Raw genomic sequence first — 22,358 nt, forward strand, 5'->3', positions numbered from 1 at the left:
TCAGCAGGTAGGCACAGTCCAAGAGTCTCGCGAAAACTAGCCGAAAAATAATCGAACAAAACTTAAAAATAGATCCACACTCTGGAGAAAACTCTCATCAGATCACGGGCATAGACTTAGAATATTCCAAACTTTATACACGGATCTTTAACCCTGAAAACTTGGGGAAAAAGAATGCCACTTTCCATTAAGTGCTGCACAGCGGGCAAAAACCTAAAACTACACAGATGAAATTCACTCCCATTTCATGAGAGTGTCAACAAAATTCCCATGCATAAATAAACCTTTATATACAAGGCTGACCATCCTGTCTACACCCAATTTTTTCGCACAGACACTCCCTGCCCTAAGGGAGCACAGGAACACCTGTGCCCCCTTCACCCCCAAGTGAAAACTACACCCATTCAGGGGTATCGGATAATTTCGGCCACTTCTTTCAACACCGCCGAACTCACCATACCCGGATGGCTCACATCGAAGCTCCGTGTACGCAACGTGCGCACATTCGGCACCCACGCCGCAGGGGTAATTCGGCGATCACGATCGGCAACATCCGCCTGCGCTAGAAAGTGCCACACCTCAAGATCAAGATAGCGAGTGCAGTGACTACGCATCAGCGCCGCATTATGCTTAATCATCTGCTGAATCCGCAGCAACTGCTCATCCGTCAGCGCCGAAAACACACCAGGGCTTAAGCGCAGCGCAGCTAACACCTCATCTTCAGCCACCACATCCTTCAAGCCCGCCATCGCAGCAATACCCTGCCACAGCTGCTCATCGGTCGGTGCCGGAAGATCCTTCCACACCTCAGCAGGGTAGGCATCAAGCAGCACCACAGTGCGTACAGTTATGCCGCGCTCCACGAGTTGGCACGCCACTTCCTGGGCCACAACCCCGCCCACAGACCAGCCGATCACATCCACGCTGCGCTGGCCGGCGTCGTCACGCGCACACATCTGAATAATCTGCTCAACCGCACTGCGCGCAGCATCCGCAATACTCGCAGCGCGGGCAGAAAAATCATTCAACCCCGGAGCCTGAATCCCAAACACCCCACGGCCAGATTCCACATGGGGCAACAGCGACGTATACGCCCAACTCAACCCACCAGCCGGGTACAGGCAGAAAATATCTGGGCCACAGTCCGCATCAGCACGAGGTGCAGCAAAAGTCACGCACTCAGCAAAGCCCGCGCCGAACTCAGCGCGCATAGCGGAATCCGCAGTTGGCAGCTGCTGTGCGTTGCGTTCAATAATCTCAGCCAACCCACTCGGCGTGGGGTGGGCAAAAATATCACCTACCGTGCAGTGATACCCCGCATCAGCCAGATGCTGACGCAACTGCACCACCAGCAAGGAATTGCCGCCCAAACTAAAGAAGTTCGCGTGAGCATCCACCACCTCAACCCCAATCACAGCACTAAAAGCTGCCATGACCTGCTGTTGAGTTTCAGTCAGCAGTAATGCATCGCTACGCTTTTGATCCGCACCAAACTCTGGGGTCGGCAACGCGCTCGCATCAAGCTTGCCGTTGATCGTCACCGGCAAACTCTCAAGCACCATCACCGCGCTTGGCACCATATACTCCGGCAACTGGGAGCGCAGGAAACGAACAATCTCCTGCTCATCAATTTCATCCCCGCCCACGCGGTAGGCAACAATCACCGGGTGCCCGGCGCGCTCTTTGACTGCGACCGCGACCTGCCCGATGCCGGGGTAGGTGGCGAGGCAGGTTTCGATTTCGCCGAGTTCGAGGCGTTGGCCGCGGAGTTTGATTTGCCCGTCTTTGCGTCCGATGTAGTGGATTTCGCCGTGGTCCCAGTAGGCGATGTCGCCGGTGTTGTAGTAGCCGTGTTGAAAGCGTTGGCTGGTGAGTTCTTCTTGGCCGAGGTAGCCGAGTCCGACTTGGATGCCCCCGATATAGAGGGTGCCGGGGTGGCGTGTGGGTGTGCGTTTGCCGAAGGTGTCGAGGATTTCGATCTGGGTGTTCCATACGGGTTGTCCGATGGGCACTTCGGTGTCGGTGTCGGTGATGGTGCGGGCGGTGACGTCGATGGCTGCTTCGGTGGGCCCGTAGAGGTTGTGTACTTCCACGCCAAGTGCTCTGCGGGTGCGTTGGGCAAGTTCGATGTCGAGTGCTTCGCCGGAGGTGATGATCGCGCGCAGTGTGGGTAGGTGGGGGTAGGGGTGGGCGATGAAGAAGGTTTTGAGTGCGCTGGGCACGAAGTGGGCGATGGTGACATCCTCAAGCAGGCCAAGGAGGGTGTCGGGGTCTTTGTGGGCGCCGGCTTCGGCGATCACTGTGGGGATTGCGTGGGTGTGGATGAGCAGGTATTCCCAGACGGATACGTCGAAGCTGGAGGGGGTTTTGTGGATCAGGGTGTCTTTTGGGGTGATCTGGTAGTAGTGGCACATCCACTCCAGTCGGTTGACAATGCCTGCGGTGGGTACGGCGGTTGCTTTGGATTTTCCGGTGGAGCCGGAGGTAAACAGCACGTAGGCGGTGGTGGGGTCGGTGTGACGGCCGGTGGTAAGCGGGGTTGCCTCCCAGTGCGTATCGACGTCGGTGTCATTGTGATCAGCGGTGATCAGGATGGTTGCCTGGCTTGCTTCACGCATGTAGTCGCGCCTGCTATCGGGCAGGTCGGGGTCAATGGGGCAAAATGCTGCCCCGGTTTCGGCGATTGCTTTGATTGCGGCGATAAAGCTTAAGCTGCGGGGAATTTCTACTGCGACGATTGTGCCGGGTCCGATGGTGTAGGGGGCAAGGAGGGTGCGGAAGGTGTTGGTGTGGGCGTCAAGTTCGGCGTGGGTGTACCAGCGTCCGCGCCATTTCACGGCGGGGTGGTCGGCTGCTGTGGTGGCCTGGGTTGCGTTGATGAGCTCTTTCAGGCTGGTATGCGCTAAAGGCTGCTTGGTGCTGTTGAGGTTATTGAGCTGCTCGTGTTCGGCGTCGAGGATGATGTCGACCTCTTCCCACATGGGGTGTGTTTTCTCACCCAAGCCTTGGGGGCGGGTTGGGAGTTGTTTCTGGCCGGGTGCAGCGATTTGGCTGAGGATGTGTGCAATGCGTTGAGCGTGGTGGGTGATTTCTTCACGGTGGTTGCTGCCGCGGGCGAGCAGGATGATGTCGAGTTCTCCGGTGGGTTGGGATTGGAAGATAAATTCCACATCGTGGATGGGGCCTACGCTGATGGTATGCAGGATCGCCTGGGTATCGCCGAAGCGGAAGGTGGGGTTGAAGGGGCGGAAGTTGATATGTGGCCCTGTTAAGGGTGTGGTGGGGTTGGTCAGCCCGAGGATTTCGCGTAGTTTTTCCACCCCCACGCTTGTGTATTGGCGTACGGTGCCCATGATGTCGGCAACGGTTTCTGGGCCAGCCCCTACGGGGATGGCAAGTGGTGCCACGCTGACCAGTGGGGCAAGTTCGGTGGTTTTCGCGCCGAGTGGCCGGTTCATCAATGGCAGGCCTAGGGTGATGTGTTCGCCGATTTCGGCGGCGGTAATTCCCGCGATATAGCGTGCGACGGCGGCGACAATGATGCCGAATTCTGTATGCCCGCGCAGCCCGGCGCGCTGTTGTTTGCTGAGCCTGATCCGTGCCTGTACTGGGGTTTCGTCGGCGGCGGGGGTGGTGAGGATGCTTGCGGGTGCGGGTGCGGGTGGGTTGCTGGCCCACCAGGTTTCGTGCTCAGTGTTGGTGGTGGTTGCTGTGCGGGTGTTGAAGTAGTCCCATACGAGGGTGGTGTCGGGGTGGTGGCGTCCGGTGTGTTCGGCGGTGTAGCAGTTCGCGATCCAGGTGATCAGGGAGTTGAAGGCGAAGCCGTCGCCGGTGATGTGGTGGAAGCGGGCGAGCCAGAACTGGTGCCCATCGCCGGTGGTGATCAGGTGGTGTTCGGTCAGTGCCCGGCCGCGCAGCTGCGGGTAGTGTGCAGCCCCGATGGCGTGTTCTGCCCATTCCATGATGGTTTCGCGGCGGTTTTCACCACTGGCTGAAGGTAGGTGGTGGCGGTGGATGAGCAGTTCTTTAGTGTGGTTGGGGTAGTAGGTGGCGGTTTCGGCGTCGTTGTAGTCGAGGTGAAAGACTGTGATTTCTTCGAGGCAGCGACGGATCGTATTTTCGAGAAGGTCGAGGTCGATGGGGGTTTGGGGCTCAAATTCGATGAGTTCGGCGCAGTGGTAGGCGCTGGAGTTGGGGTTGAGTTGGTGCGCAAGCCACATGCTGCGCTGGCCAGGGTGCAGGCGATATTTTTTGCGTGGGGTGGTCATTGGTCTCTCCCTTTTGTGTGTGTGGGTTTTCCCACGTGGTGCTGAGTGGGGGTTTGTGGTGTGAATTATTCGGTGCTGGATTCTTCGATACTGAATTGGTGGATGAGGAAGTTCACTTCCGCATTCGGTATGTGCCTTAAGGCATGTCCGAGGTGAGTAATCAGGGCTTCGCGCCACCAGGCAAGATCGTGCCCGCCATCGGCAACATCTAAGGTGTTGGCCCACCCAATAGAATTCATGGCTCTTTGCAAGCCGTGCATGTGGGCAACACTGAGTCCTTCGCGAATGCCGACGCTTAAATAGGCTGGTGGCAGCTGTGCTTGTTGGTTAATTTCTGGGCTTGCCCATGCTGCTTTCCTGGGAGTGCGCAGCGTATAACTGATATATTTCTCCCGCATATCTTCCTGGTTGGGCGCAGTGGGCGTGTCAGTTGTCCCACCGTCGTGTTCTGCTTCGTGGTTGTGTGCGTCCGCGCTGTGGGATTTGGTGTGGGCTACTTTTTCAACAAACCACGGTTGAGATTGCGTGATCAGATCCTTTGGGCTGGGGCTTTTTCCTGGGTGCCACCACAGTGATGGGGAGGAGGCAATCACAAATCGGAAGCGCCTAGGCTCGGCCATGGCGGCATTCAGTGCTGCCAACCCGCCCAAACTTTGACCAGCAATCACCACCTGCTCGCAATCAACTTCCACACCAAGGCGTACAGCCGAAGTCTGAGCCCACTCAAATAAGCCATCGAGCACTACACCCATGCTGGTTGCGGAAGGGTTCAGCAGGCGGGCGCGCTGCTGCGAGTTGTGGAAACCAATGCCCACCACTGCCACTGGGGGCACCCGGCCTTGGGAGATAGCCAAGTCGAGTGCTTGGTCGAGATGCATGCGTTCGAACCAGATGTCGGCGTCGAGAAGCACCAGCACAGGCACGTTGCGCATCGGCACGGCCGGGGCAAAAAAGTAGCTGGGTACAACTTCGTGCCCCACCGCCACCGCACCGCGTTGAACCCGCGGCGGGATCTGCGGGTTGAGTGCACGCCACTCCTGCCCCACCGCCGCATTCGCACCCAAGATCAGGCTGGTGCCCAGGCGGTGATCCTCGTCGGTGACCACCGCGCCGAAGCGGGCATGCGGGTCGCGCAGATGCGGGAAAGTGTTGTGCCCGGGTGGTCGGTGGGTGCTGTCGGTGAGCCGGAAACAGTAGGAGGCGATAAGGTCAGGGGGGATCGCAACTGTTTTCACCCAATACGGCAACCCCGGCACGTGCTGCATGACCCCAAGATCGTGCCGCTCCTTGTCGGTGAGTCGGTTGATCCACAGGTGCACTGCGGGTGCGGTGGATTCTATGAGGAAGGTCATGCGGGTCGAGTCGGCATCGATAAGCGGGGTGCCCTCAGCAACAAGGGTGTCCCACACATGCGCCGGGTCGGGGTGCTCGCTAAGCATCCGCACTACCTCAAAATCAGGTGCATACATTGTTTCTTTCGATCTTCTTCACTGTGTCGATCACACGAATCGTTCCCCTACCCCCACCGCGATGCTGGGTGCGCCCACACTTATACGTGACGACGCCAGCACCGCGCACGCAGCCATCGCACTGTGGGTGCGTGCGCGGCAAGCAGTCTAGCTTTGCGCGCCTACAACATCACGCCACTCGTTTAAGGTGCTGCAGGCTAAGATGTCGTGGAAATCCACCTCAATGCCTTCAGCACGCCACTTCTCCACGATCATGATCAGGCGCAAAGAATCTAAACCCTGGTCGGCGATGGGGGCAGAAACATCAAGCGCATCAGGGGTGGTTTCTAAAATCTCGGCAACATCGTTGAGGATTTTCTCTTCAGTCATCGTTGTGTCACTTTCTTGTCGTAGTTGTCTGTGTCAGACAGGCCACCAGCTTTGCGGTGCCCTGTGATAAGGGGAATGAGAATGGGTGTGAATTACTTAGGTGCTGGAGTGATCTTTTAGCAACGCCCGCAACTGCTTGCGGCTGGTCTTGCCCACGCCCGTCACGGGGAAAGCAGTGACCACCTGGAAAAAGTCGGGGATCTTAAACTCCGCCACACCCCGGGCGCGTAAATGCTGCCGCAGCCTATGCCCCAATTCCTTGGCGGAAGCAGTATCGTCGTGATGAGTGACCACAATCCAGGCGCAGCATTTCTCCCCCAGCGTTTCATCCGGAACACCGACTACAGCGGCGTCGAAAACATCGGGGTGGGCGATGAGGTGATCTTCAATCTCTTCTGCAGAAATCTTCTCCCCGCCGCGGTTAATCTGATCCTTATCGCGCCCTTCGACAATAAGATGGCCGGAATCGAGTTGGCGCACAATATCGCCGGTGCGATAAAACCCATCCTCAGTAAAAGAGTGCGGTGCGGCCCCCGCGAAATAGCCCCTGATGGTGTACGGCCCGCGGGTGAGCAAATGCCCGCGCTGCCCAAGGGGCACTGGCTGGTCATGATCGTCAACGATACGAATCTCATCATCGGCCGAAATCGGCCGCCCCTGAGTAGAAACCACCAGCTCCTCGGAATCCTCCGGGCGGGTATAGCACACCAGCCCTTCAGCCATGCCAAAGACCTGCTGCAGTCGACAGCCCAATTCCGGCTGCACCCGGCGCGCAAGCTGCTCGGTCAGTTTCGCCCCACCGACCTGCAGCATTCTCAGGCTGCTCAAATCTGGGGTGCGCATCTTAGCCACCATCAGCCACGCATTAACAAGCGGTGGCACGAGTGCGGCCATGGTGATGCGTTCGCTGGCTATCAGCTCGAAGCTTGTCGACGGCGAAGGATCAGCATTCAACACCACCGTGCCACCGGAATAGAACACCCCCAAAATTCCAGGCGAACTCATGGTGAAGTTATGAGAAACCGGCAGCACCACGAGAAATTTCGTCTGAGTATCAAGCTGGCAAATCTTCGCAGATTCTCGCACCGAATACAAATAATCCGCATGCGAGCGTGGGATCAGCTTCGGAATGCCCGTAGTGCCACCCGATACTTGTAAAAAGGCCACATCGAAAGCCGACACGTTAGCAGGAGTTAGCGTCGTGTTCGTTGGTTGATCAGCTGGTTGAAGGTCTCCTACCGATTTCAGCACCAGCACCTCTACACCTTCAACCTGGGAGGCGATCTCAGCAGCAAGCGCCGCATGATCACAGCCCGCCCACGTGTGGCAGGTAATGAACATGCGGGCCTTAGATTGCTGTGCAAAATGCGACAATTCCGCCTTCCGGTGCGCAGGCAAACACATCACCGGTCGTGCACCGAGTTTCCACAATGCACCAATCACCACAACAAACTCGACCACATTGGGCAACTGCACCAACACATAGTCGCCTTGCTGCACACCCTTCTCGCGCAACAGGATCGCGGCGGCGGTGGCGGCGTCGGCAAGCTGCGTATAGCTCAAACGCACAGGTGTGCCGGCAAGATCGTGACCCACAAGCGCAGTGTGGGTGGAATATCTATCGGAGCAGACATCAAAAAACTCAGCAAAAGTCTCAGTTGTCCACAGTCCACGCGCCAGGTAATCAGCGCACACATCATCGGGGTAGAGCACTTGTTAACACTTTCTTTCAGCACCCACAGCTGCATCCTTCATGCAAGCGGGAATAAACACATCAACAGCAGTCGAATCAAAGGTGAGGGGGTCGAAATCATCATGGAAATCATTGCGCCCCAACCCCAACACCGAACGGATCGGGCCTAGCTTCGTATCGGTTTCTGCCAACTCCTCACTCGGGCGCGAATTATGCACCAACCCACCACCCGCACGGGCAATCACAGTGGAGCCGCACACATAAGCACTACGGATAGCGACACGAAATTCACCATCCCCATTCTCATCGGAAAAGCCCACCGCACCGGCATAAAAACCACGCTCGGGTTCAATCTCCGCCAAAATCTCCGCCACCAAGCGTTCAGGGAAACCATTCACCGCCGCCGTCGGGTGCAAAAGCTGTGCTAACTCTAAAACTGAAATATCCACATCCTCACGCAACACCCCAGAAATCGGGGTACCCAAATGCCAGGTGTGGGACGTATGCATCAACACCGGTCGCTGAGGAACATGAAGCTCACTGCACAACGGCGACAAAACGCTCTTAATGCCATCAGTGACAAACTTGTGCTCATGTAAATTCTTCACACTGTGCTGCAGCTGCTGCGCACGGTGCTGATCAACCTCAGGATCAGTACTACGCCTAGTGGTACCTGCCAGCGGGAAGGAACGAATCACCCGTCCGCGCTTCTCAATGAGCACCTCGGGGCTTGGGCCTACGAAAAACGCCTTCTGCTCCCCCACTTCACCACAGGCTTCAGACTCCAACTCAAGCACATAGCCAAAACCTTGCGACACCACCTGCGACTGTTCATCAGCAGCACCATCCGCCAGCACCCAATCCACATGCGCATTCTTGTGCGCCTCTGCATCAGCCCAGTTCTGCGCAACAGTATCTTTCGCGGCGGCGGATAAAAACCCCGCCAAAATCCGCTCCGGTTTCACCGGTGCAGCAAGCCGGAAACGCTCCGCGCGACTGAGCACAATCTTATCCACCTCAGACGCATTAATCAGCGCAATCATCTGCGCCACCTTCAAACAATGCTCAGCCCGACTCGGTAGCGCCTCACAGTTGATCACCTGCGGCACAGGTGTGCGTGCTACCGCTAACACAACCTCATCAATCGACTCACAGCACCTGAAATCATCGGGGCGGAAAAACCTCGGGTTATCGTGGGCATGAAACGGCAACGCACCCACAACCACGGCACCTTCCTTATTCGCAACAACAGCCTGGGCGAAAGAACCAAACGTTTCAGCCACCCCCGTTGCAGCCACCGTATAGTTCGGGCCGGTGAAAATAAAACTATGATCAGCCACTACTCATCTCCCCCAGCTGTGTGCGCCCGATCCCACGACTCCACAACTTGTGCCGAAGACACCACACAGCCTGCGCGTTTCGCCACCCAGCGTGCAGCCATCTCGTGCTCTTCAGCGGAAAAATCAGCAATCGCATCAACAACAAAAAACGGCTGAATATCCTTCATAAACGCATCCACCGCCGTGACCATGCACCCCATGTGCCCATACACGCCAGTAATCACCAACTGATCGCGGCCAGCAACCTTTAACACCTGTTCTAAATCAGTGCGTTCAAAAGCCGAATAGCGCCACTTGGTCAACACCACATCGCACTCGGCGGGAGCAAGCTCAGCAATAATCTCTGCATCCTCAGCCCGCTGCATACCTTCACCCCACACGTCGCGTAGAAGCCCGCGTCGATACGCATGCTGGGCGACCGGCTGCGCAGAATACAACACCGGAACACCCAGCGCCCGCGCCCGTTCAACCATCATGCGCATATTCGCCACCGCCGAACGCACCGGCTCATCGGACACACGATACGCGCGCACAAAATAATTCTGCATATCGTGAATCAGCAGCGCAGAACGCGACACATCCACACTCCACGCCGCCGCACCCGAGGCCTCAACACGAGGAATTTCATAGGGGGCAATCGCAGGAATCGCCATTACAAGTCTCCTTCAACAACCATTACGAACACAGTCAGGTCAATCCCACGCACTAAAACGTTGCACCACCATCCACTTTGAGATCCTGCATCGTCACATGCCCCGCCTGCTGTCCCAATAAAAACAGGCACACACGAGCCACATCATCAGCAGTCGCCAGCTTGCGCAGCGGAATACCCAACCGAAAATCCTCAGGAGAACCCGCCACAACCGCCGCACTCCGATCCTCACCTGAAGGCCACATGCCACGCAGCATCGGCGTATCAGTCGAACCCGGCGACACCGTATTACAGCGCACCCCACTTGAGGCACACTCCAAACCCAATGTCTGCACCCAGGACAACGCCGCAGCTTTCGACGCCCCATAACTAGCCATGCCCACCCGCGGCGTGGAACCAGCATTCGACGCCACCACCACAATCGACCCAGCCTTACGGGCACACAAACGCGCAGCCACCTGCGAACACACCGTGACCACACCAAAGAAATTCGTGCGCATATTCCGCCACGCCGCATCCAATTCCACCCCAGTAGTGGAAGCGCTCACATCAGCATCCGCGACATCCCGCGTATCTCTGCGAGTATCTATGCGGGAATTTTTATTGCAATTTTGCGCAATCAAACTCTTCTCAACTGCATAATCGGCCACCATCACACCAGCGCAGTGCACCAAACCCCACAGCGGGCCTTTCTCCCGCTCCGCTTGATCACACAGCTGCGCAACACGGGCTGCATCCGTAACATCAAGCTCCGGCAAATCCCACCCAGTAACCAGGTAACCGGCCTGTTCAAGCTGGCGCACACAGGCGCGACCAATCCCGCCTTTTGCCCCCGTCACAATCACATGGCGGGAATAACTCCCTGGTGCTTCATCAGAGTCGGTATGAGACACCTCAGGCTGCGGCACATTCGAACTGTCAGACATTGTTGCGGCGCTTTCTTTACTATATGCAGGAAAAATAATGGGAAATCCAACGACAATCACCTCCACCCGCTCGAGGAAAAACACAAGCCCCTCACTAGCGCAGGCGACGCGATCCACCACTGCGGGGGTAAGACAAGTAGCACCTTTGCCACCCCTTGTTGAGCGTCACAATTTGATGGGCATTATTTGTGTATTTTCTTCAGATTTAGCCAAAAGGCGGGCAAAAGCACTGCATAGAACAGTGGAATAAACTTCATTCTTTCGGTGGATAATTCCGGAAGCAACCTTAGCCCCTGAACGCCGATACTCGCAAGGTTAGCCTAACCATGATTTCCCCCACGATAGCTGTTTTATCCTCAAACCCATACGGCTTACAGGGGCAAGAGCAGCACTAAAGCGCAAACATGCTCCCCCCCACCGTGATACCCCACTCTGCAACCAAGGTGCATCACCCTCCCCCACTTTCACCTTGTGGACACAGGCACTGTGATCAATGACAACCATTCAGCAGTGACACCCGCACCACCAAGATCTCACTGTTGTCACACCCGTGGAAAACACTTCACACAACGTCACCGGCACACAACGTCTCCGGAACACAACGTCACCGGAACACACGCTCCTCCACCGGCACACATGCACTACCTGCCACCACAACCTATCCCCTTGAGAAACCCCAACCCCACAGAAAGGGCACCAACACTATGACCACCCCACGACGCGGCACCTTCCTGATCGCCACCGCACTCATCTCCGCAGAACTGTCCACCCCCACACCACCAGCACTGGCACAAGATACCTGCGCACCAGCAATCACCGCGCCAGCCGCCAACGGCTAACTCATAACACCCGAAGTTAACGTCAAACCAAGCGGGGTTGTCACCATCAATGGAACTGGATTCGACCAACGCCCCACCGACGGCTTCCTTGCCTTTAAGATCAACAAAGGCACACCCAACTGGGCTGATGACCAAACCGCCGACACCGGACTACCCCAACTCAGCGACCAAGCACACCCTCTCCCTGCCGGGCAAGCTCATCTACGTGGCCAACCGCGGATCGGACACGATCAGCGTGATCGACCCCGCCACCTTAGAACTCAAAGCCAACCTGCGGGCTGGCACGCTGCCAAACCACATCTCCATTGACCCTCAAGGCGAGGTGTTTGCAGTGAACAAGGCAGCACAGAAGTAAGGCCAAGGCTCTATCGACTAGGTGTACCGCTTCGCACGCATACACATGCACATCCTGCCAGAAACTTCTACACCTACCAGCACGACACCTGATGCTTTCGGTAGCTCGCTGGGCGAAGGCAAGCAGAAGTGGCATAAACCACTGATCAACATTCTCGCTACTGTGGGCATCCTCGGTGTGCTGGGCGCGATCGACGCAGCGTTAGTAACTATGGGTGTAATTCCCACCTACCTGCTGCCGGCTGTACTGAAGCGGCAGTAGCGTCAAGGAGCGTGGGACTTCTTCTGCGCTCCCCCTTAAAAGCCAGTGATGCGCGCGTGCGCCCACATTCTTCTCACCTAGGTTTGTGCTGGCCATTCGCCCTCGTGGTCGTGCTCTGGGCACCAAGGTCGCACCCCTTGGATGACACTAGCTAGTTTTCCAAGAAACCACCCCCGTTGCATCTGCGGAAATACCACAGTGCAGCGGGTTTTATTTATGCACAGGTGGAAAAAGCCGAGGATATTTCAATATTTTCTTATACTTTCCTTCACATTACCTGTGCGACGCCTGCTCGTAGCGGGGGTAATTTCCTTAGCAAATCGCCACCCCGTGACTAGCGCCACAATTAGACAAGCGTCAAGGCGAGTACAGATTGATCAACAACCAAAGTTCGGGATTATCCCTGCACATATCGTGTTAATTCCCCTCCACCTTTGGTTTGATGGTCGGACAAATTTTTCAGCATGTATAAACATTGCTATTCAGGCAAGGCTAATCATTGTTTCCTTAGGCGTACTTCATCTAGGGTAAGGCTCGTGCGTTTTTAAAGAGGCGCTCGTTGCTCTCACTCCAATGTGTCAGGGGTTATCCCTTCCCCCTCACTTTTAAAAGCGCCAACCTACGCTTTCACCTCACCACCCAAGGATGAGGTTAATAGTCAAATTCTCCCCCTAAGTGCACAGAAAGACACTGTAGAAGATGAAGAAGACCTACGCAGTACAGCGTGCCCTTGCAGGCATGATGTCCGTAGCATTGATCACCGGTGGCCTCGGAGTAGTCACCGCCTCCCCAGCACTGGCCCACCAAGTTCAGTGTGTCAAGGAACCACAAGTTCGTAAGGGCATTGGTGCCGGTGAGCTGACAATTGTTGAAGAATCCGTCGTACCTGGTGGTGTAGTCACCATCAAGGGCACCGGCTTCGAAGCCCGCCCAGCAGACGGTGGCTTCATCGGAATCAAGATCAACCAGAACGACAACAAGTGGCCTGAAGATCAGTCCGCCGGTTCCGGCTTGGCCTTCGAAGGTGGCGCAACCACCCTGCACCTACCAGGCTCTCAGGTTAAAGACGGTGCCTTCGAAGTGAAGGTAGTACTACCAAGTGATCTCGGCGATGGCAACCACGTGATCACCTTCGTTGCCGGCAACGACGGTGGCCCAGGTATCTCCCGCCCCATCCTGGTCAAGGTTCTCCACGACCCAGCTCATCCTTGCATTCCAGCAGGAACCGTAGCTGAGCCAAAGGCAAGCGCTGAGCCTAACGTGCTGCCAAACGATGGTCGTTTCGGCAAGGCTGGCGACATCGTCGTCAACACGAATGTAACTGGCTTCACCCCTGGTGAAACCGTTGCAGCCAAGCTGGGCGATCAAGTACTCAAGCCACTGCGCGACCGTGCAGTCAAGGTTAAAGAAGACGGCACTGCGAGTGCTTCCTTCGTGGTCCCGGGCGCAGGCCTGCGTCCAGGCCAGCACACCATCACCGTGCACACCACCAAGGAAAACCTCAACACCACCTTCACCACCGAACCAGCAGCCACCGTTTCCAACAACGCTGCTGCCGGATCCACCTCCACTCTGTCTGTGGCTCACCTCCCAGTAGGAGCAAAGGTCACCGGTGTGGGTACCGAAGGTGCGAACTGGCTTTCTGAAGCACAGGCAGCAACCGAAGTTGACGGCAAGGTTGTTATTGAAGGTGTGAAGGTTCCTGCCAATGCCCCATTCGGCGGCCAGGTCTTCTTCACCTACGTTGTTGGCGACACCGCACCAGTCACCGCAAAGACTAACAGCAAGGTCAACGCTTCCACCGACGCTGTCGGTGAAGACGCCTACAGCGTGATCACCCGCAAGGTTCCAGCCGGTTTGTACCAGTCGGCAGTCAACAGCGACAAGGGCCTTCTGTTCGTCACCCAGGCTGTGCGTACCTCTTCCTCCACCTTGATGAAGCTCAACGCAGACACCCTGGAAACCATCGCTGAGAACAAGGACCTGGGCTCCGACGGCAAGGATGGCGTCATGGCTGCCTACGGCATCGGCTTGGACAACAAGCGCGAGCTGGTGTGGATCACCAACACTCGCCACGACACCGTCAGTGTGTACAAGCAGTCCGACCTTTCCTTGGTCAAGCACTTCGACAAGGGCGAAACCAACCACCCACGCGACATCGTTATTGATGAGCGCACCGGTAAGGCCTATGTCACCGCTGCTGGTGGTAACACCATCGACATCTTCGACCTGAGCAAGGAAGGCGGCAAGCGTGCCGGCCAGATCGACTTGGGCGACTTCCCAACCCCAATGTCGATCGAATACTTGCCAGAACAGAACCTGCTGTTTACCACCTCCCGTGGCAAGCCAAAGGCAGTGCGTGTTGATCTCACCACCGAGAAGGCAACTGTTATCGACCTGCCTGCTGATAAGGTCGCTGCCGCTTCCGGTATCGCCTACGATCCAGCAACCAAGAACCTGTTCATTGCAAGCCAAGATTCCGGCAACACCGTGGTGATCAACTCTGAGACCGGCGCGTTTGTGAAGGAAATCCCCACCGGCGCATTGGCCTTGAACGCTCACTACAACCCACGTGACAAGCGTGTGTACATCACCAACCGTGGTGCAGGCACCGTCACCGTGATCGACCCAGCAGAGCTGAAGGTTGTTGCGAACCTGCCAGCAGGTAAGTTCGCAAACCACATCTCCGTGGGTGCTAATGGTGCAGTTTATGCCGTGAACAAGGCAGCGGAGAAGGAAGGCGACATCAACGTCGACACCATCTCCCGCTTCCAGCTAAAGAACCTGCCTCCAGCAGACAACACTGGTGGCTCTAGCGTGGGCAACCTCGGCAACGTTGGCAAGATATTGCTCGGTGTCCTCGGTGCCGTCGGCATCTTGGGCGTGCTGGGCGCAGTTGCAGCAGCACTGGTGAAGTTCGGTCTCATCCCAGCTCACCTGGTACCTGCTCCACTGCGTGGCGCACTGGGATAAAAGCCCCACCTCTTTCATGAAGGGGATATGCCACCAGAGTTCATCGCTGTGACCTCCCCTTCATGAGAATCCGGGAACATGAACTTTTCTCCCAGCAATGCTCAGTGAAGAAGTGTTCCCCCTTATGAGATAGTGACCAACATCCTCCCCTCTTGCAGATTTTAAGAAACAAGTGTTTCACAACCCAGCATCCCTGCGGCTGTGTGACCAGCAGTTTCCCCCTGCAAGCGGGGCAGGATGTTTCGGCGCTTTTACCCCCTCAAGGTGAACCTTCCCTCTACGCCCCCTTCCCAGCACGCTCCCCCAGCTTCCCAGCACCCCCTTTACTGAAGCCTTGCTTCATATTAGATACTTTAGATAACGACATTTTCATTACTTTTCCACTAATTCCCAATTTTTAGCCCCCATTTCCTCTGCCTCATCGACAGTGAAAGGACACCGCATGTCACTGAACCGCCGATCGTTTCTGAAAATTCTTTCCGCCACGATGATCACCACCATTGGCGCAAGCTCACTGGTTGCCTGTACAAACACCCCCTCCACCCAAACCACCGGGGATGGCGCCACCCGCATTGTGAAAGATATTGAAGACAACGACGTCGAAGTGCCGGCCACACCAGAAAGAATTGTCACCCTTTCTGAACCCACCCTCGACGGTGTCCTCGCCCTTGGCCTCACCCCAATCGGTGCTGTTGCTGGCCGCGGCCAGCAAGACATCCCCAACTATCTGAAAGAAGCAGGCCACGACATTCCTATCTTTGGTTCCGTGGCCCAACCCAACTTTGAGGTAATCGGCGCGGCCAAACCCGACCTCATTTTGGTCGACGGCACCAGTGTAAACAACAACCCACCCGTGCTGGAGGCACTACGCGCCATCGCCCCAGTGGTGTATACCGGCTATGCGGGTGGGGATTGGAAAGACAACCTACGCCTAACCGCCGATGCTGTGAACAAGAAGGAGGAGGGCGAAAAAATTATCGCCAACTACGCCAAGCACGCCGAAGAAGTGTCGAAGAAACTGGGCGATTACAAAGACTCGACCTTTTCCGTCGTGCGCTGGCAGGGCACCAACGGCTCGCTGATTCTCAACGAGCTTCCCGCAGGGCGCGCACTTTTAGACGTTGGACTTAAGCGGCCTGCCTCCCAAGATCGTCGCGGCCGCGGCCACTCTGAGCCCGTAAGCTTGGAAAACTTGAAAGATCTGGATGCTGACTACATGTTCTTCGGCACCCTCGGCGGTTCCTCGGTGAGCAACCAGCAAGCTGGCGGCGATGCTGACCACGAGGCCGCAGTCAAAGCTATTGAGCAGGCGAAAAAGCTTCCCGGTTTCACCGATCTCGTAGCCTTCCAAAGCCAACACATCATCCCCGTCGATGGTTCGGTGTGGACCTCCACTGGCGGGCCCCTTTTGATGCACCGCATTATCGACGACATCGAGAAAAACCTCGTCTAACCCGCTGCTTGCACCAACCAGCACTGTCTGTTGCCGCATCTTTTCGTTTCTAAGGACTACTCGTGCACATGAACACCCCAACACCACAACGCACACCCCGCCTTAGCGCCATAGCGCTGCTCAGCGTCACCGCCACACTGACCCCCTTCACCCTCTTTGGCATCTCCGCCACCGCAGTCCCCGACGATTTCACCGCAGCAGGGCTGCCCGCACAAGTCAGCGAAACTGCCGAAGCACCTGCTGCACCTATAAGCTCGCCACAGGTAGCGCACCCTGTGACATCGGTGGCGGCGTCGCCACGCGAAACAACCCCGTTCGCAGCCGATGAGCAACGACACGAGGCGGAGCGTCTCGACGTCGTCACGCCCATGTCCATCCTGCGCAGCGCCGATGTCACCTATCTTGAACACGACAGCAACGGGGCAACGCTTCGCGTGCAGCGCGACACCAACGCCGGCGACAAACTCCACGTCACAGGCAGTGGCTGGACCAACGCCGCCAAAACCGCCTCCACCATCGCGGTGAAAGTCAACTACCTCGATGCCGACGGGTCCACCCGCCAATACCGCCGCGGCACCGCCGACACCGGCAAACCCGGCGACACCAACGATGTGTTCACCCACCCCGGCAACGGCACAAAAGACGCCACCATCTACGCCCTGTTCACCACAGACGCCCAGGGCAACTTCGACACCGAGATTGTCATGCCCACCACCTTAAAAGCTGGGCAATCACTGACCCTCAACTTCGCTACCGGGCTTGTCGACGGCGACACCCAACGCAGCGTACTCACCCAACGCCTCATCGTCGGCGGGGTCGAATACCAGCCCCCGGCAACCGAAAAAATCACCTGCACCCCCTCCCAAAGCCCACCAACCGCGGAAGTCAAAAACCGCCCCAACCCCGACAACACCCTGACCATCACCGGCAAAGGGTTCTGTAACGAGAACAGCGGCGGGGCGAAAGTAGCCATCAAGATCGACGAAGGCAAAGTCGAACGCCTCAACACCGACATTGCCGACAACCAAACCATCTGGGCCATCGTGCAAGCCGACCCTAACACCGGCGACTTCACCTTCAACATGCCACTACCGGACGGAACCACCACACTGCCCAACGGGTCGAAAGCCCCCTTCAACACCGGTGAACACACCATCCGCGTCCTCTCCGGTTCCCTCCAAGACGGCGACGTGCGCGTCACCCTCCCACGATCTGGGCACAAGCTCAGCTTCATCATCGGCGACTACGCCCCAGGTGGTGTTCCCGACCCACTGCACTACACCGAAAACCTCACCGATGCAGTGAAAGGCAACGTCAGCGTCACACAAACACCACAGGGCAAAGCCCGAATCACCGTACCGGGGCGCAAAGAAGGCGACTGGGTATTCCTCTCCACCTATATTCAGGACGGATCACCCCGCTACCCCTGGCGCGACACCTGGTTCCGCCTCGACAAAGACGCATCAGTGGAAGTAGACACCTCCAACCACATCCCCGCCGGATTGCTCAAACTCGTGGTCATGGACGGCAACGAAGGCCACACCGGCACCCTTTTAGGCTGGACCTACTGGACCTTCCGCACCCAAACAACAACCACCACCAGCACTACCAGCGCTGCCGCAAGCTCAACATCCGCTGCACCTCAGGGCTTAGGCCATGTTGCCAATGGGCTTGCCCAGGTAGATAAATCCATCGTGGAGCTGGATAAGTTTGTGCGCAGCCAAAAACAAACCACGGAACCCACCCCACTGGATGAGGCGGAAGAATCCACCACCACATCACGTACGGAGCGCACCCGCACCCGGCGCGCCCCACGGGTGAGCGCATCGCGACCTGTGATTCGCGCCGCTGGTGCCCAACCGCGGGTGCAGCGTGCGGTGGCTGCTGGACCTACGTATCAGGCGAAACCTACGAAGGATCCGAAAGCACCGGTGACAAACCGCGACTTGTTGGATGAGACAAATGCTTTTGATTCCACCGGCTCGCTCAAAGATGAGCAGCTGCGGATGCGCTTGCCTAAGAGCAAGGTCGGCGACTGGGTCTTTTTGTACGTGTATTCCTCCGATACTTCAGTCGATCCTGTGCCTGCCGGTTGGGTGCAGCTGGATAAGAAGCGGGAAGTAAAGCTCGATGTGGCTGATTTGCCGAATGGTGAATACACGGTGGCGGCCACTTCGCCGGCAGGTGAGGTTGCTGGCTGGCTTGATCTGGTGCTGGGTCCGAAGAAGACGTTTGCCCCAGCACCGGCTGTAGCGAAGGAAGAACCGGTGGCGGTGATGCCTGTGGCACAGACCCAGTTGATGAGCCCAGTGGACTGGCTACTGATCGCGCTGGGCGTGGCAATTCCCGCGCTGACCGCTGGCGGTATTTCCATTATCCGCAGGAAGGCGAGCTAAACGCAGGTCTTTGGGTTCATGGGGAAAGCAGTGTGTGTCCTTGTGAACCCGCACCGGTTAAAGGCGCGGTTCACCCTTTGACTCGCGTGTTTCTGATTTCTTCATTTCCCCCTAGTGCTACCGCCTCCACGGTTAGCACCGACACTATTTCAATCTTCTCTATTAATACTTATCGCCGCGGTGAACGAGCGGTGATTGTGCGAAAGGTTTGTAGTTCCTCATGTCTGCTCAACGCGTATTATCCCCACAAGGTTTCGGTGGCTGCGTGAAAATCTGCGCAGTTAGTGCTGTCGCCGGGGTAGCTCTTTTAGGTGCCGCCCCCGTTTTCGCCCTGCCTCCAGGCGGTGCCGGTAGCGATACGCCGGGGACATCCTCCTCAGTCTCACCATCCACCGTGAAGCAATGTGAAACCTTAAGCTTTAGCGTGCATGGTTTCCCTGCCGGTGAAACTGTCAACGTCAAGATTGATGATGGGCTTTCCAGTGATGGTGATACCTCCATCCAAGGCCAGGGCGTGGTGGCTACCGCTAGGGTCGACTCCGGGGGCACCGCCTCCGGTTCAGTCGAAATCCCCTGCGACCTCTCCCCTGGCCAGCACCACCTGCGTTATTTGGCTACCAAGGAACTCATCAGAGATGGCCAAGTAGTCGGCACTGAGGGCTACACCAACCGTGGGAATTCGAACTTCACCGTGATTGCTGCCGATTCCGGTTCCGGTTCCGGTTCTGGTGATTCCGGTAACCAAGACTCCACCACTAACACCAGCACTGGTGGTACAGGGGCTCAGACTAACAGTGAGTCCAGCCGCACTGGTGGCAACACCCAGCGTTCGGTGCGTGCGGGACGCCAGGCGGTGTCTGATTCCACCAGCCAGGATGAGGACGAGGATTTTGAGAACGATCCAGCGTCCGCTGCTGTCGCCGGTGCAAGTAGCAGTGGCGGTGGCGGTTCTACGAGTGGTTCCACCGGTGCTTCTGGTGGATCGGCAAGTGGCGGCAAGTTGGATGATAAGGCTGCCAAGGCTGGCGGTTTTGCCCAAGCATCGGATGCGACAATCCCTGAACATAACGGCATTTTTAATAAGAATGTGAAGCAAACGGCTGATACGCAGGCTCAAGCTGCGCCTGCCAGCCAAGCCCCTTATATTGGTTTGTTTGTTGGCGGTGCCATTTTGCTGGTGGGTATGACCGCCATTAATGCGTGGATGCTGATCGCGCGCCGCAATGGGACGAACTGATTTATTTCATGCGACTTTTTAGGCTTCGTGCAGCCTCACTCATTGTTACGGTGGGGCTGCTGGCGTTATGTATGGCCGCATCGTTGATGTTTGGCTCTAACAACATCCCACTCGCGGAGGTTCTTGCGACCCTTCAAGGCGAGGGTGCTCATGAAAGCCACGTGGTGGTTATCGATCAGCGTTTGCCCCGCACTGTTGTGGTGATGGTGGTGGGCGCAAGCTTGGGTGTGGCTGGTGCCTTGATGCAGGGGTTGACGCGCAATCCGTTGGCTGATCCTGGCATCTTGGGCATTAATGCCGGCTCGGCGCTGGCGGTGGTGGCTGCGGTGGCATTTTTCGGCCAGTTCGGTATCGCCTCCTATGTGTGGTGGGCGATTGCTGGTGCGGTGGTTGCTTCCGTTGCGGTCTACGCCTTGGGTGGCGCGGGTCGCCGTGGCGTGACACCGGCGCGTTTAACGTTGGCTGGTGTGGCACTATCGATGGCAATTTCGGCACTTGTGCAGGCAATTTTGTTGTCTAACCAGAATGCTTTTAACGAGTTTCGCTACTGGGCTTCCGGCTCGGTGGAGGGTCGTGGCTGGTCGGTGTTGGCGACCGTGGGGCTATTTATGGTGGTGGGTTTAGTGTTGGCCTTTTTAGCCACTCCTGCGCTGAATGCCTTGGCTTTGGGCGACGATACGGGTAAGGCGTTGGGGGTTCGTGTGGGCACGACTCGCGTCATGGTGGTGGTGGCTGTCACTTTGTTGTGTGGTGCTGCGACTGCGGCGGTGGGGCCGATCATGTTTGTGGGTTTGGCTGTGCCGTATGTGGCGCGCATGTTGGTGGGTACGGATCAGCGCTTGGTGATTCCCGCGTGTGTGGTGGTGGCGCCGATCTTTTTGCTCAGCGCTGATATTGCCGCCCGCCTTGTGGTGATGCCGATGGAGATTCAAACAGGCATCATGTCGGCGCTGATTGGTGGCCCTGTGTTTATTGCTATTGTTCGCCGGAAGAATCTTGAGACCTTTGCATGACTAAACAGCATTTATCCACAGCTTCCTGTGCTTCGCACACGCCCGTGCCTGCCGCCGATGAGCAGGCACAAGTCCATCCGTTGCTTGCTCACCGTTTTGTCACCGTGCTCCCAGGTGTGCGGGTGCAGCGGCGTGCTGCGGTGGTGGGGCTGATTTTGATTGTGGCGTGTCTCGGTATTGGTACATCGGCACTGTTGATCGGCGATTATCCCATGTCGGCTGCTGAGGCGGTTGCTCATTTGTTTGGTGTGGGTTCTGATCCTTTGGGCCAGTTTTTTGTTCAGCAGCAGCGTTTGCCGCGTGTGGCGGCGGCGTTGTGCGTGGGTGCGTGTTTGGGTGTGTCGGGCTGTATTTTCCAGCAGCTTTCGGCGAATTCTTTGGGCAGCCCGGACATTATTGGTTTTACTACGGGTTCGGCGTCGGGTGCTGTTACCACGATTATTCTTCTTGGCGGTTCGCCGTGGCAGATTGCTATTGGCGCGGTTGTTGGCGGTGTGATCACTGCGGTTGTGGTGTATGCCTTGGCGTTGAATAATCGTAAGATTTCGGCGGTGCGTTTGGTGCTCGTCGGTATTGGTGTGGCATCAATTTTGCAGGCACTGAATGCGTTGTTGATTGTGGGTGCGGAGTTGTCGAATGCGCAGACTGCTGCCCAGTGGTTGGCGGGTTCTTTTAATGCCACTACCTGGTCGGAGGCTGGGGTTGCGGTTGCTGTGGTGGTGTGTGTGATTCCTTGTGCGTTGTTGTTGTCGCGTCCGTTGGCTGTGATGACTAGTGGCGATGATGTGGCTGTGGGTTTGGGTGTTCGTGTTGAGCGGCGTCGGGCTGAGTTGATTGGGGTGGGTGTTTTGCTCACGGCGTTGTCTGTGGCGATTGCTGGCCCGATTGCGTTTGTGGCGTTGGCGGCCCCGCAGTTGGCGCGGCGTGTGGCGAAGGTCTCTGGGGTGGGTATGGGTTCTGCGGCGTTGATGGGTGCTGCCTTAGTTGTGGCCTCTGATGTGATTGCGCAGCGTGCGTTGGCCCCAGTGCAGCTTCCTGTGGGTGTGGTCACGGGGCTTTTGGGCGGTATTTATTTGGTGTGGTTGTTGCGCAAGCAGCGGAAAGAGAGTTAATC

Annotated in this window: 16 protein-coding genes; 9 read left to right on the top strand and 7 right to left on the bottom strand. The window is 57.0% G+C overall.

From position 1 onward, the window contains the following. Nucleotides 1-404: 404 nt before the first annotated feature. From CFELI_RS11405 to CFELI_RS11435, 7 genes are all read right to left on the bottom strand, one after another. A complete protein-coding gene (locus tag CFELI_RS11405) occupies nt 405-4,268 on the bottom strand; it encodes an alpha/beta fold hydrolase (RefSeq protein ID WP_277104445.1) in 3,864 nt (1,287 codons plus the stop codon). Between the two features lie 65 nt (nt 4,269-4,333). After that, complete coding sequence (locus tag CFELI_RS11410; protein ID WP_290259030.1) at nt 4,334-5,737, bottom strand: alpha/beta hydrolase-fold protein; 1,404 nt, start codon at nt 5,735-5,737, stop codon at nt 4,334-4,336. 147 nt (nt 5,738-5,884) lie between these two features. Continuing rightward, nucleotides 5,885-6,106, bottom strand: coding sequence for a phosphopantetheine-binding protein (locus CFELI_RS11415; protein ID WP_277104447.1), 222 nt, complete (start codon nt 6,104-6,106; stop codon nt 5,885-5,887). Nucleotides 6,107-6,202: 96 nt separating this feature from the next. Continuing rightward, entirely contained in the window at nt 6,203-7,819 is a 1,617-nt protein-coding gene (locus CFELI_RS11420) for a (2,3-dihydroxybenzoyl)adenylate synthase (RefSeq protein WP_277104448.1), read from the bottom strand. A 3-nt stretch (nt 7,820-7,822) separates the two neighbouring features. Beyond that, nucleotides 7,823-9,139, bottom strand: a complete 1,317-nt coding sequence (locus CFELI_RS11425) for an isochorismate synthase (protein ID WP_277104449.1) — start codon at nt 9,137-9,139, stop codon at nt 7,823-7,825. Next, nucleotides 9,139-9,792 carry an isochorismatase family protein gene (locus tag CFELI_RS11430; protein WP_277104450.1) on the bottom strand — a complete coding sequence of 218 codons (654 nt, stop codon included), beginning with the start codon at nt 9,790-9,792 and terminating at the stop codon, nt 9,139-9,141. Before CFELI_RS11430 ends, CFELI_RS11425 begins: the two co-directional genes overlap by 1 nt. A 52-nt stretch (nt 9,793-9,844) precedes the next feature. Then, nucleotides 9,845-10,717 (bottom strand): SDR family oxidoreductase, encoded by an 873-nt coding sequence (locus CFELI_RS11435; protein WP_277104451.1) that lies wholly within the window; start codon nt 10,715-10,717, stop codon nt 9,845-9,847. 704 nt (nt 10,718-11,421) lie between these two features. On the opposite strand from CFELI_RS11435, the gene CFELI_RS11440 reads away from it, so the two are divergent. The 9 genes from CFELI_RS11440 to CFELI_RS11480 all read left to right on the top strand — a co-directional run bounded on the left by CFELI_RS11440 (nt 11,422) and on the right by CFELI_RS11480 (nt 22,356). Beyond that, nucleotides 11,422-11,556 (top strand): hypothetical protein, encoded by a 135-nt coding sequence (locus tag CFELI_RS11440; protein WP_277104452.1) that lies wholly within the window; start codon nt 11,422-11,424, stop codon nt 11,554-11,556. Between the two features lie 49 nt (nt 11,557-11,605). Further along, nucleotides 11,606-11,911 carry a YncE family protein gene (locus CFELI_RS11445; RefSeq protein WP_277104453.1) on the top strand — a complete coding sequence of 102 codons (306 nt, stop codon included), beginning with the start codon at nt 11,606-11,608 and terminating at the stop codon, nt 11,909-11,911. A gap of 21 nt (nt 11,912-11,932) precedes the next feature. Then, complete coding sequence (locus CFELI_RS11450; RefSeq protein WP_277104454.1) at nt 11,933-12,172, top strand: hypothetical protein; 240 nt, start codon at nt 11,933-11,935, stop codon at nt 12,170-12,172. 699 nt (nt 12,173-12,871) lie between these two features. Further along, the gene (locus CFELI_RS11455; RefSeq protein ID WP_277104455.1) at nt 12,872-15,145 is read left to right on the top strand and encodes a beta-propeller fold lactonase family protein; all 2,274 of its coding nucleotides are present in this window, start codon (nt 12,872-12,874) and stop codon (nt 15,143-15,145) included. Nucleotides 15,146-15,587: 442 nt separating this feature from the next. Next, complete coding sequence (locus CFELI_RS11460) at nt 15,588-16,598, top strand: ABC transporter substrate-binding protein (protein ID WP_277104456.1); 1,011 nt, start codon at nt 15,588-15,590, stop codon at nt 16,596-16,598. A gap of 68 nt (nt 16,599-16,666) precedes the next feature. Further along, on the top strand, nt 16,667-18,994 hold the full coding sequence (locus CFELI_RS11465) for a hypothetical protein (RefSeq protein ID WP_277104457.1): 2,328 nt from the start codon (nt 16,667-16,669) through the stop codon (nt 18,992-18,994). A gap of 220 nt (nt 18,995-19,214) precedes the next feature. Continuing rightward, nucleotides 19,215-20,231: a hypothetical protein gene (locus CFELI_RS11470; protein WP_277104458.1), complete on the top strand. Its 1,017-nt coding sequence runs from the start codon at nt 19,215-19,217 to the stop codon at nt 20,229-20,231. After that, nucleotides 20,195-21,244, top strand: coding sequence for a FecCD family ABC transporter permease (locus tag CFELI_RS11475; RefSeq protein WP_290259031.1), 1,050 nt, complete (start codon nt 20,195-20,197; stop codon nt 21,242-21,244). Before CFELI_RS11470 ends, CFELI_RS11475 begins: the two co-directional genes overlap by 37 nt. Then, the gene (locus CFELI_RS11480) at nt 21,241-22,356 is read left to right on the top strand and encodes a FecCD family ABC transporter permease (RefSeq protein ID WP_277104460.1); all 1,116 of its coding nucleotides are present in this window, start codon (nt 21,241-21,243) and stop codon (nt 22,354-22,356) included. The genes CFELI_RS11475 and CFELI_RS11480 overlap by 4 nt, the downstream gene beginning before the upstream one ends. Nucleotides 22,357-22,358: the final 2 nt, after the last annotated feature.

The organism is Corynebacterium felinum (genome assembly GCF_030408755.1).
Taxonomy (GTDB): Bacteria; Actinomycetota; Actinomycetes; order Mycobacteriales; family Mycobacteriaceae; genus Corynebacterium; species Corynebacterium felinum.